The following is a 10,723-nucleotide window of genomic DNA, read 5'->3' as shown; positions in this document are numbered from 1 at the left end:
CGCCTCGGCGGTGGGGTGTTACTTGATGTCCGCCAGCATCGGCTCGATCTCGTCGATCGCGTACGGGATGGAGAGGACCGTGTTGAAGGAGAACGCGGCACCGACGTCCGGGTCCTGGTACGGCACGAACAGGTCGCGCTTGTCCTGGTGGACCTTCAGCTTCTTGTACAGCGGCTCGGCCTTGATCCGGTCGTTCGCCTCGGTGCTGGAGGTCACCCACACCAGCCGGTCGACATCGAGGACGTTCAGCTTCTCGGCGCTGAGGTCGGCGACGTTCGCGCCCGGCTTGGCGAGCTTGTCGATCTCGGGCTTGAGCTTGAAGCCGAGCTCGGAGAAGAAGATCGACTTGGGGTCCGTCTTGGTGAACGCCGAGTACTTGCCCGCCTCGAAGCTGTCGGCCACGGAGAGGGTCTTCTTCGCGAACTCGGGGTGCTTGTCGCGGACGGCCTTGAAGCGGGCGTCGATGCCGGAGATCAGCTTCTTGGTCTCGGCCTCCTTGCCGAGCGCCTTGCCGATCTGGCGGGTCATGACCTGCCAGGACGCGCCGTAGTCGGGCGAGCCCTTGGGCTGCGCGACGACCTTGGTGAACTTGGAGAGCGTGTCGTACTGCTCCTTCTTCATCCCCGAGTACTGGGCGATGACGAGGTCCGGCTTCAGCGCGGCGATCTTCTCCATGTTGTACTCGTCGCGCTCACCGACGATCGTGGGCTTCGTGGAGCCCCACTTGTCCTTGGCCCAGGGCCACTTGCCGTACGGCTTCTCCTTGAACCAGTCGACCGCGCCGACCGGCTTCACGCCGAGCGCGAGCACCGCGTCCTGGTCCGACAGGCCGAGGGTGACGACCTTCTTCGGCTCCGACTCGATCGTCGTGGTGCCGTACTTGTGCTCCACCTTCACGGGGAAGGCGCCGGACTTGGTGCCGCTCTCGCCCGAGGACTTCGTCTCGGAGTTCCCGTCGCCGCCCCCGCAGGCGGCCAGGGTGAGCGCGGCGACCGCTGCGACGGCCACGCGGGGGACGTTTCTGACGAGCCGCGTCAGCGCGGGGCGTGTACCAGTGGACACGGTTGTTCCTTTCACGGGGTTTTCACAGTGCGTGCCGAGGCCCGCGGCGTACGACGGCGCTGCGGCGGGGCAAGGCGTGTGGGGGGTTGACTCGGGCGGAGAGCCCCTGGGGAGTAGGGCTCTAGCGCCCGGAACCGACGCCGTCGGCGACCGGCCGGGCCTCGTCCAGAGCGGACTTCAGGCCCCGGTCGATGATCGAGTCGAGGATCTCGCCGACCCGGATCGCGGTGTTGGAGAGCAGCGACGAGGTGATGCCGTGGGTGTGCTCGGTGCCGCCCTGGAGGTAGATGCCGCAGCGCAGTTCGGGGTCGGTCGTGAGGCGGTAGTCGCGCTCGACCCGCACCCGGCCCCGCTCGTCGCGGTGGCAGCGGTCCCCGACCTCGCCGAGGATGCCGAGCGGCTCGGCGGGGCTGTATCCCGTGGCGAGCACGACGACGTCGGCGTCCAGGTCGCTCTCCTCGCCGGTGACCAGCGACTTGATGGTGGCGCGGACCTTGCCGTCGCCCTCCTTGACGCCGGTGAGCCGCGAGACGTTGATGAACCGCAGCCGCTCGGTGCCGAGCACCTTCTCCTGGTAGGCCTGGCGGTACAGGTCGTCGATGAGGTCGATGTCCACCACGGAGTAGTTGGTGTTGCCGTGGTAGTCCATCAGCTGCCGCTTGATGTCGTCCGGGGCGGTGAAGTACTCGTCGACCGCCTGCGGGTCGAATATGCGGTTGGCGAAGCTGCTGTCGTCGGCGGGGCTGTAGCCGTAGCGGGAGAAGACGGCGCAGATCTCGGCCTTGGGGAAGCGGCGGTGGAGGTAGGCCACGTTCTCGGCGGCGCTCTGGCCGGCGCCGACCACGATGAAGCGGGTGGGGTCGGTGCCCTCCAGGCCGTCCACCTTCGCGAGTAGGTCGGAGTTGTGCCAGACGCGGTCGGTGCGCTCGACGCCCTCGGGGACGACGGGGCGAAGTCCCGTGCCGATGACGAGGTTGCGGGCGCGGTGGACCACCGTCTCCGCCCCGGAGCGGGCCGTCACGTCGACGTACTCCACCACTCCGTCGCGTACGACGGGCTCGACGGAGATGACCTCGTGGCCGTAGGAGACCATGTCGTCGACCTTCGCCGCGGCCCACTCCAGGTAGTCGTGGAACTCCACGCGCAGCGGGAAGAGGTTCTTGTGGTTGACGAAGTCGACCAGGCGGCCCTTGCTCTGCAGGTAGCGCAGGAAGGAGTACTCGCTCGACGGGTTGCGGAGCGTCACCAGGTCCTTGAGGAAGGAGACCTGCATCGTCGCGTCGTCGATGAGCATGCCTCGGTGCCAGCCGAAGCTGGGTTGGCGCTCGAAGAAGTGAGCGGTGACGGTCTCCTGCCTGCCGACCTTCGCGTTGTGCTCGCTGAGCGCAAGCGCCATGGCCACATTGGACGGCCCGAAGCCGATTCCAATGAGGTCGTGAATCAGAGGTGCGTCGCCAGGAAGAACCTGAGACATGTCACTCCCATCGTGCGGGACAGCCGCCTGTCAGGCGTGGATGAAATCAAGGGGACCGGGCACACCGAAGGCGGCGACCAGCGGAACTTAGGTAAAGCTAACCTGATCCGGCCAACCTGTCGACCCGACAAATCGGACAGAGCGCGAGTTAGGGGCACCGAACTCACCACAGAAGAGCACTTGTTGCACCGTTAGGTAAGGCTTGCTTTACTAAGTGCGATTCATTTCGCTCTCCGAGGAGGAAACACATGCGGGTCGTCATGTTCGGTTACCAGACCTGGGGTCATCGGACCCTGCAAGCTCTCCTGGACTCCGAGCACGACGTCGTGATGGTGGTGACCCACCCGAAGAGCGAGCACGCGTACGAGAAGATCTGGAGCGACTCGGTCGCCGACCTCGCCGAGGAGCACGGAGTCCCGGTGGTCATCCGCAACCGCCCCGACGACGAGGAGCTGTTCGACCGCCTCAAGGAGGCCGACCCGGACATCATCGTCGCCAACAACTGGCGTACGTGGATCCCGCCGCGCATCTACACGCTGCCCCGCCACGGCACTCTGAACATCCACGACTCGCTGCTGCCGAAGTACGCCGGCTTCTCCCCGCTGATCTGGGCCCTCATCAACGGCGAGAGCGAGGTCGGCGTCACGGGCCACATGATGGACGAGGAGCTCGACGCCGGCGACATCGTGATGCAGCGCGCGGTGAAGGTCGAGCCGACGGACACGGCGACCGACCTGTTCCACAAGACGGTCGACCTCATCGCCCCGGTGACGATCGGCGCCCTGGACCTGATCGCCTCCGGGCAGACCGAGTTCACCAAGCAGGACCGGTCGCAGGCGAGCTTCTTCCACAAGCGGGCCGAGGAAGACATCCGCATCAACTGGGACTGGCCCGCCGAGGATCTGGAGCGTCTCGTCCGCGCCCAGTCCGCCCCCTACCCGAGCGCCTTCACCTTCCACAAGGGCAAGCGGCTCGAAGTCGTCTCCGCGGTCGTCTCCGAGAACCGCTACGGCGGCACCCCGGGCCGCGTCTTCTACCGCGAGGGGGACGGCGTGGTGATCGTCGCGGGCGCCGACGCCCGCACCGGCCGCAACCACGGCCTCGCCATCACCCGCGTCCGGACCGAGGACGGCCGCGAGCTGCCCGCGACGGAGTACTTCACGTCCATGGGCGGCTACCTCACCAGCCGCCCCTGACGGCCGGGGTCCGCAACCCACCGCTCAATTCCGCCTCTGTTCACAGACGTTGAACGTGCGCGTCGCCTGCTGATGGTGGGGGCATGACAAATCTGTCGTGCCCCCACCGTGACGCAGGAGACCGCAGTGAAGCCGAGCAGAGTGATCCGCAGAACGTCCGTGTCCGTCACCGGCGCCCTCGCCCTGGTGGTCGCCTCCGCGGGCACGGCCCTCGCCGCCCCGCCGCCGGCCCTGCCCGCGCACGCCGACGGCATCGAGCAGACGTTCCAGCCCGCGTACGACTATGACGGCGACGGCTGCTACCCGACGCCCGCCATCGCCCCCGACGGCACCGTGAACGGCGGTCTCAAGCCGGGCGGCGCGGTCAACGGCCAGTGCCACGACGCCGGCGACCTCGCGAACACCAACGGCTACGCCCGCGCCAAGTGCGACAACGGCTGGTGCGCCATCCTCTACGGCCTCTACTTCGAGAAGGACCAGGCAGTCGCCGGCAGCGGACTCGGTGGTCACCGGCACGACTGGGAGCACGTGGTGGTGTGGGTCAAGGACGGCCGCGCCGAGTACGTCGCCACCTCCGCCCACGGCCGCTTCGACATCTACCCGCGCGACCGGATCCGCTGGGACGGCACCCACCCGAAGGTGGTCTATCACAAGGACGGCATCGGCACGCACTGCTTCCGCCCCGCGAACGCGGCCGACGAGCCGCCCGAGAACCACCGCGGCGCATGGCAGTTCCCGTCCCTCGTCGGCTGGAACGGCTATCCGGCGGGCGTACGGGAGAAGTTGAGCGCCCACGACTTCGGCAGCGCCACCTTCGGTCTGAAGGACGCGAGTTTCCCCGGTCATCTGGCCGCGGCGCTGCCCTCCGGCGTGCCCTTCGACGTCAACGCCTGACCGGAGGAGGCCCTCACCCGGCGGCCTGGCCCCTCCCCCTCCTGCGTCCTCTCCACTCCCCGAGCGCGTGGGCCCGGTGGTCGTGCTCGAAGCCCGGGCCGAGGGGGCCCACGCGCTCGTACGCCTCTTCGGTGCGCGGGTCGTCGCGCCGGGCCAGCCCCCAGGCGGCCTCAAGCCGCACGAGCTGTTCGTCCTCGTTCAGCAGCGTGACGAGGGCGTCCGCGACGGCGGGCGTGTGGTCACGGGAAGCGGCCAGTGTCACCGCGGCCCCGTGGCGCACGGGGACGACCGGGCTCTCGGCCAGCAGGAGCAGCGTCCGGATCGCCGCCGGGAGAAGCTCGTCGTGCTCCACCGCCGCGGAGCACGCACTGAGCCGCACCTCCGCGTCCGTGTCGCTCATGAGGGCGAGCACCGCGTCCCTGGCCGCCGGTGAGCGCGGGCCCGCGTCATCGGCCAGGAGGAGGCAGGGCACTTCGCGGCGTACGCGCGGGTCGGGGTGGTCGGCGTGGCGGAGCCCGACGGCCTCCTGCCCGGGGTGTTCGTACTCGGCGAGCGCGGTGAGAACCTCGGCGAGCATCTCGGCGTCCGTCTCCTCGGCGGCCCAGGCGGCCAGCAGTTCGCCCTCCTTCTTCCGGTAGGAGCGGTGCCCGGAGTCCACCAGCGACCGCATCCGCACGTAGTCCGTCACGAAGCGGCGGTACACCGGGTCCGGGTGGTGGCGGTGGGCGACCACGGCCGACCAGGTCTCGTCGCTCCGCCGCTGGACGAGGATCCAGCGGGCCGCCGTCCAGTCGACATGGTCCTCGTCCCGCCGCCGGACGGCGCGGGCGACCAGTTCGTCGACGGAGGTCAGGACGCGGAAGGCCCATTCGAGCCAGGTGAGGATGGCGCCGTGCCCGCCCCTGACGACGCGTCCGCCGAGCGTGACCTCGTCCACCCAGTCGTACGCGCCCTCCGGTACCCGGGCCGTGGTGGCGGGGCCCGTCGCGCCGGTCCGGCGCCGCAGCTCTTCGGCCGCCCCTGTCTCGTACCAGCCCCGCGCCAGGGCGAGCAGCCGCTCACGGGCAGCTTCCGGCAGCCGCTCCAGCGCGTCCGTTCCCAACAGGGTGACGAAGACCGCCGGTGAGCCGCCGTCAGCGGCCTGCCACAGTGGCGTGGTGCCGTCCGGCAGCACGCGGTCGGGGTCGGCTCCGCCGTACACCAGCGCTTCGGTGACCGCCTCGTCGTACGCGGCCACCGCCACGCACAGCGCGGACAGCCCGTCCGCCCCGGTGCTGTCCGGATCCGCACCGTCGGCCAGCAGCGTCCGCACCGCGTCGGCGTCCCCCGCCCGGACCGCCGTCAAGAGCCGGCCACCGAGTCCGTCCTCGTTCATCCATCCCCCTCAACTACAAGCGCGCCGCCACCCGCCGCCCATCCCCCGCCTGACGCCAACCGCCGTGGAGGTACTGCGGATCGTGCGCCCAACAACTGGCACGATAGGCACCCATGGATGATCAGGAAACCGTCGAGGCCCACGCTCTCCGAGTGGTCACGGAGCTCTTTCCGCACGCTCTGGGCGCCGTCCTCGGAGGCTCCGCCGCTCAGGGGCGGGCGACCCGGGCCAGTGACCTGGACGTGGCCGTCCTCCTTCCCGACTCGGACACCAGCCGTCGGGAGGTGGTCCGTCACGACGGCCGCATAGTCGAACTGTTCCTCAACACCCTTCAGGACGTGCCGGAGTTCTTCGCCTGGGACAGGGCCCGGCGTCGCGCGACGGTCCTCTTCATCTACGCCCAGGGCCTGCCTCTGGCCGATCCGCACGGGCACATGGTCCGCACGTGCCGACTGGCCCGGAACACCCTCGCCGCCGGGCCGCCTCCGCTCACCGCGGCGGAGTGGGAACACGGCCGCTACGTTCTCACCTGCTCCCTGGACGACCTGGTCGGCGCCCCGCCGGACAACCGGTACGAACAGCTCTCCCTCGCCGATCACGCCCTGCGCACGGCAGCGGACCTGGTCACCGCCCATCACGGCGCCTGGACCGGCATCGGCAAGTGGCTCCCGCGCAGGTTGCTCGGCGCGGACCCGCCCATCGGCAAAGCCTTGTTGGACGGTCACCAGGCCGTGGCGGAGCACGCCGACGCCGGGCCGTTGGCCACCGCGGTGGAGCAGGTGCTCGACCTGCTCGGCGGGCCCTTGCGGGAGGGCTACTCCCACCGCTGGCGCGCCTGACCGGTCGACGACGATGTCAGTGCGCTAGCGGGCCTCCCGTATCCCGAGGACGTACGTCGCCGTCACCGCCACGGCGCGGTCGTCGTCATGTGACAGATCCGCCAGCGCACGCGACGCCGTGGCCCCCGGGATCTCCGCGAGCGCCTCGGTCAGCCGTCGGCGGAGGGACGGGGAGCCAGGGGTGTTGTGGGCGAGGCGGTCGATGAGCCCGGTGGCGATCTCGTCCGCCGACGCCGGATGACCGCTCGCCAGGGCGCTCAGCGCGTCGGCGGCATCGACGTCGTTCGCCTGCTCGACGACCATGTCGATGAGCGTAGGCACCGCCTCGGTCACTCCACGGGCCCCGAGCGCCAGCGCCGCGTGCCGGCGGACCACGACGTCGGTGTGGGCGAGCGCCTCCCGCAGCAGTGCGGTCGCCTCGTCGTTCGGAATCTCGGCTATGGCCTGGACGGCGCGCTCGCGGACCTCGGCCGCCGGTGAGCCGAGGCCCTTCGCCAGCAGAGGCCGTCCCTCGTCGCCCGACCGCGCCAGCGCCCATCGCAGGGCTCCGGCGACGTTCGGATCCGTCTCGCTCAGCGCCGCCTCGACCAGCGCTTCCACCGGCACCGGAACCTCTTCGACCGAGGACAGGGCGGCTCGCTGGCGCTGTTCGGGGCTCTTCGACCCCAGTGCCTGGAGGAGCGCGACGCTCTGGAGGACGTCCTCCCAGCCGTCGGGTTCCGCGGCGCCGATCCGGCGGAGCCGCGTGAGCAACTCCGTCTCCGCCCCGATGCGTTCGCGCGTCCGGCGGATGAGGTCGTCGACGAGCCCCGAGGGCGTGAAGCCGGGGTCGTCGAGCGCGCGCCCGACGTCACGCAGGGACAGCCCCAGTGACCGCAGGCTCTCGATATGGAAGATCCGCCGGATGTCGTCGCCGGAGTACTCCCGATAGTTGGTGTCGGTACGGCCCGTCGGCCGCACCAGGCCGAGCGATTCGTAATGCCTGAGCATGCGGGCGCTCACCCCGGAGCGTCGTGCCACCTCACCGATCAGCACTGCCTATCCCCCTCCCCCATCGGCCCCGCCGAGGGCGACGACGCGCTTCGCCTCCTCGATCGCGAACTCGAAGCCGGCGTCCGGGTCGCGCGACAGCCGTTCCGTGGCGAGCGCGTGCGCCCGTACGCGGGGGTCGGGGTCCGTCGTCGCGGCGCGCAGAACCGGCACGATCACGTCACCGAGCGCGACCAGCGCCCGGCTGAGGCTCAGGTGCGTCTCGCGGTCGCCGCGCCCGAGCTGTGTCGACAATACTGCGGCCAGCTCGGGCTCCTCGCCTTCGGGTACGAGCACGACCGCCGCCCGCCAGGCGCTCCGCGCCACCTCGTCGTCGGCGTCTACCAGCAGCGCCCTGGTGATCGCCGGCCACGCCCGCCGGTCCCGGATCTTGGACAGCGTGTGCAAGGCCTGGCTCCGGGCCTGCGCGCACTCCGAACGGACCTCGCCGACGAGCACCGGAACCGTCGCTGACGCCGGGTGGCGGGTGAGCGCCCATGTGAGCATTTCGCGCACCTGGAACTCGGGCTCGACCGCGCACCGTTCGACGAGCTTGTCGATGAACCGCGGGTCAGGGCTCGTGCCGACCGCCATCGCCGCCCGCAGCCGCACGGACGGACGGCTGTCCTCCAGGCCTTGGAGCATGCCTTGAAGCCGCCCTTGGCGAGCGCGAACCTCGTCTGTATCCGGTCTTGGCAGGGTCATCGGGACCACCTCCTTCGACGCAGTGAAGACGTTGTCACCGTGTCAAGGTCAAGCGGGGCCGCCGTCGCGCGGCCATCTGGTGCCCTCGGCCCGGATGTGCTGAGCTGCACAGCGACACCGCCCCGCAGTACTCGCCCCGTGCCCCTCGGAGAGTGACCTTGCGCAGTCTGACCTTCGTCATCGGTACGGGCCGCAGCGGCTCCACCGCGCTGTCCCGCATCCTCAACACTCACCCCGACGTCCTCAGCCTGAATGAGTACATGGCGTCGGTCGGTGACACGGCCTTCCCCGAGGGCCGGGTGTCGGGCGCGGAGTTCTGGGACGCCCTCTTCCGGCCCACCCCGTACTTCGCGGCCATGATCCGCAGCGGCGTGCTGATGCCGGAGTTCCTCTACACACGCCGCCCGGGCCGGTACGCGGCGGAGACCACCGGCATCCCCGCGCTGTCCCTCATGGTGTTGCCCCACCTCACCGACGACCCCGACGGCCTGCTCGACGAGATCCGCGCGGCGGTCCTCGACTGGCCGGACCGGGTCGCCGCCGAGCACCACGAAGCGCTCTTCGAGCTGCTCCGCGCACGGTTCGGGCGGGCCGCCGTCGTGGAGCGCTCCGGTTACTCGACGGGGTGGGCGCCGGGGCTGCGGGCCGCCTTCCCGTACGCCAAGTTCGTGCACCTCTTCCGCGACGGACCGGACTGCGCCCTGTCCATGAGCCGCCACCCCGGCTACCGCGTGATCACCCTGATGCGCGAGATCAGGGAACGGACGGGCGTCGACAGCTTCGGCGACCTGACGGACGAGCACGTACGCTCCCTGCCGCCGGACCTGGCGCCCCTGCTCGAAGAGCGCTTCGACCCCGCCCTCGTACGTGACCGGGCCTTTCCCCTGCGGCGGTTCGGCGCCCTGTGGTCCGAACTCGTCGCCGAGGGCGTCCGCTTCCTCGACGGCCTGCCCGCCGCCCAGCGGATGACACTGGCCTACGAGGATCTCCTCGACGCCCCTCGGGAGGAACTCTCCCGCCTCGCCGCGTTCGTCGGCGTCGCGCCTTCCCCGCAGTGGCTGGACAGCGCGTGCGCCCTGCTCGACACCGGCCGCCGCGGTTCCGCCCGGAAGCAGCTGACGGCCGCCGAACTCGACGACCTGCGCAGGAGCTGCGCTCCGGGGACCCGCTCGCTCGCCCATGTCTCACGTCACTAGGCCTCACACGTATGCGGATGCGGATGGGGACGCGGATCCGTTGCCGTCGTGCCTTGCTCGGCGACGGGGATCCGGCCGCGGACGTCCTCGAACATGTTCCGCATCGCCATGCGGAAGATCTCGGCCTGGTGGTCGCCGAGGAACGAGGTGTGACCGAACACCTCCAGGACCACGAGGCCGTGCATGTGCCCCCACGCGCTCATGAGCAGAGCGGTCGCCGGCGGCGGCAGGTCGCCCAGGCCGCTGGGCGGCAGCTGCGCCAGGTGTGCCCGGAGCGCCGGTGAGAGCGCGGGGGTGTCGGCCGCGGCCAGCTGCGTCGCGGTGAATCCGTCGAACATCTCGCGCTCGAAGACCGCGCTCATCCGGCGCATCGCCTGTGTGGTCGGGCCCTCGACGGGTGCCGTGTAGTACCGCAACGGCGTTCCGTACAGGAGCCGGAACCGCTCCGGATGCGTGATGGCCCAGCGGCGGTAGCCCTCGGCCGCGGCCACCAGACGCGGCAGGGCCGGGTCGTCGCCCGTCCCGGCGTCCACCGCAGCCCGCGCCGCGTCCGCCAAGTCGTCGTACGCCTTGGTGACGAGTGCCGTGACGAGGTCGTCCCGGCTCGGAAAGTAGTGGTAGAGCGCCTGCACGGTCATGCCGAGGCTCCGGGCGACCGCGCGCAGGGAGAGGGCCGCGGCACCGTGCTCGGTGATGTGGGACTCAGCGGCGTCCAGGATCTCCTGGGTGGCGGCGGCCCGGCGCCGCTGGCGCAGGGTGGGCGGGGCGGCTGCTGGTTCTTCTGCGGGCATGCGGTGACCGTACGTCGGCAATTCCCTCACGTCACCAAGGAGTTGTGAGCTGTGAGGAAAATCTGACACTGCCAAATCTTCTGACGCCTCGCTAGCGTCACCCGTGGCGCCAAGGACCGTTTTCACCGTTTGCCCGTACAGAACGCAGAGGAGAACGTGCGT

At 70.3% G+C, this 10,723-nt stretch carries 10 protein-coding genes; 4 read left to right on the top strand and 6 right to left on the bottom strand.

Features of this window, described 5'->3' with window-relative positions; all coding sequences use genetic code 11:
• Positions 1-18: 18 nt before the first annotated feature.
• Both KKZ08_RS36480 and KKZ08_RS36475 read right to left on the bottom strand, forming a co-directional pair.
• Positions 19-1,062, bottom strand: coding sequence for an iron-siderophore ABC transporter substrate-binding protein (locus KKZ08_RS36480; protein ID WP_223778511.1), 1,044 nt, complete (start codon positions 1,060-1,062; stop codon positions 19-21).
• 121 nt (positions 1,063-1,183) lie between these two features.
• Positions 1,184-2,536: a lysine N(6)-hydroxylase/L-ornithine N(5)-oxygenase family protein gene (locus KKZ08_RS36475; protein WP_223778510.1), complete on the bottom strand. Its 1,353-nt coding sequence runs from the start codon at positions 2,534-2,536 to the stop codon at positions 1,184-1,186.
• Between the two features lie 248 nt (positions 2,537-2,784).
• Here KKZ08_RS36475 and KKZ08_RS36470 point away from each other — a divergent pair, with 248 nt between their 5' ends.
• Positions 2,785-3,732 carry a methionyl-tRNA formyltransferase gene (locus KKZ08_RS36470; RefSeq protein ID WP_223778509.1) on the top strand — a complete coding sequence of 316 codons (948 nt, stop codon included), beginning with the start codon at positions 2,785-2,787 and terminating at the stop codon, positions 3,730-3,732.
• A 126-nt stretch (positions 3,733-3,858) separates the two neighbouring features.
• Positions 3,859-4,626, top strand: coding sequence for an NPP1 family protein (locus tag KKZ08_RS36465; RefSeq protein ID WP_223778508.1), 768 nt, complete (start codon positions 3,859-3,861; stop codon positions 4,624-4,626).
• 13 nt (positions 4,627-4,639) lie between these two features.
• On the opposite strand, the gene KKZ08_RS36460 is transcribed toward KKZ08_RS36465, so the two are convergent.
• Complete coding sequence (locus tag KKZ08_RS36460) at positions 4,640-6,001, bottom strand: ankyrin repeat domain-containing protein (RefSeq protein ID WP_223778507.1); 1,362 nt, start codon at positions 5,999-6,001, stop codon at positions 4,640-4,642.
• 113 nt (positions 6,002-6,114) lie between these two features.
• On the opposite strand from KKZ08_RS36460, the gene KKZ08_RS36455 reads away from it, so the two are divergent.
• Positions 6,115-6,840, top strand: a complete 726-nt coding sequence (locus KKZ08_RS36455; protein ID WP_223778506.1) for a nucleotidyltransferase domain-containing protein — start codon at positions 6,115-6,117, stop codon at positions 6,838-6,840.
• A gap of 24 nt (positions 6,841-6,864) precedes the next feature.
• Here the strand turns inward: KKZ08_RS36455 and KKZ08_RS36450 are convergent, their stop codons facing one another.
• Together KKZ08_RS36450 and KKZ08_RS36445 are read right to left on the bottom strand one after the other, a co-directional pair.
• A complete protein-coding gene (locus tag KKZ08_RS36450; RefSeq protein WP_223778505.1) occupies positions 6,865-7,875 on the bottom strand; it encodes a HEAT repeat domain-containing protein in 1,011 nt (336 codons plus the stop codon).
• 3 nt (positions 7,876-7,878) lie between these two features.
• Positions 7,879-8,514: a HEAT repeat domain-containing protein gene (locus KKZ08_RS36445; protein ID WP_346657906.1), complete on the bottom strand. Its 636-nt coding sequence runs from the start codon at positions 8,512-8,514 to the stop codon at positions 7,879-7,881.
• A gap of 212 nt (positions 8,515-8,726) precedes the next feature.
• Between KKZ08_RS36445 and KKZ08_RS36440 the strand changes: the two genes are divergently transcribed.
• Positions 8,727-9,770, top strand: coding sequence for a sulfotransferase (locus KKZ08_RS36440; protein WP_223778503.1), 1,044 nt, complete (start codon positions 8,727-8,729; stop codon positions 9,768-9,770).
• On the opposite strand, the gene KKZ08_RS36435 is transcribed toward KKZ08_RS36440, so the two are convergent.
• The gene (locus tag KKZ08_RS36435) at positions 9,767-10,561 is read right to left on the bottom strand and encodes a TetR/AcrR family transcriptional regulator (protein ID WP_223778502.1); all 795 of its coding nucleotides are present in this window, start codon (positions 10,559-10,561) and stop codon (positions 9,767-9,769) included. The two genes, KKZ08_RS36440 and KKZ08_RS36435, sit on opposite strands and share 4 nt — an antisense overlap.
• Between the last annotated feature and the right edge of the window lie 162 nt (positions 10,562-10,723).

This window comes from Streptomyces sp. 135 (assembly GCF_020026305.1).
Classification (GTDB): domain Bacteria; phylum Actinomycetota; class Actinomycetes; order Streptomycetales; family Streptomycetaceae; genus Streptomyces.
The sequence above is the reverse complement of the archived record's forward strand: the minus strand, read 5'-3'. Positions and strand labels throughout refer to the sequence as shown.

Coding starts and splice junctions, on each gene's coding strand:
- KKZ08_RS36475 (WP_223778510.1), bottom strand. CDS start 2,536: ATGTCTCAGGTTCTTCCTGGCGACGCACCTCTGATTCACGACCTCATT.
- KKZ08_RS36470 (WP_223778509.1), top strand. CDS start 2,785: ATGCGGGTCGTCATGTTCGGTTACCAGACCTGGGGTCATCGGACCCTG.
- KKZ08_RS36460 (WP_223778507.1), bottom strand. CDS start 6,001: ATGAACGAGGACGGACTCGGTGGCCGGCTCTTGACGGCGGTCCGGGCG.
- KKZ08_RS36455 (WP_223778506.1), top strand. CDS start 6,115: ATGGATGATCAGGAAACCGTCGAGGCCCACGCTCTCCGAGTGGTCACG.
- KKZ08_RS36445 (WP_346657906.1), bottom strand. CDS start 8,514: ATGCTCCAAGGCCTGGAGGACAGCCGTCCGTCCGTGCGGCTGCGGGCG.
- KKZ08_RS36435 (WP_223778502.1), bottom strand. CDS start 10,561: ATGCCCGCAGAAGAACCAGCAGCCGCCCCGCCCACCCTGCGCCAGCGG.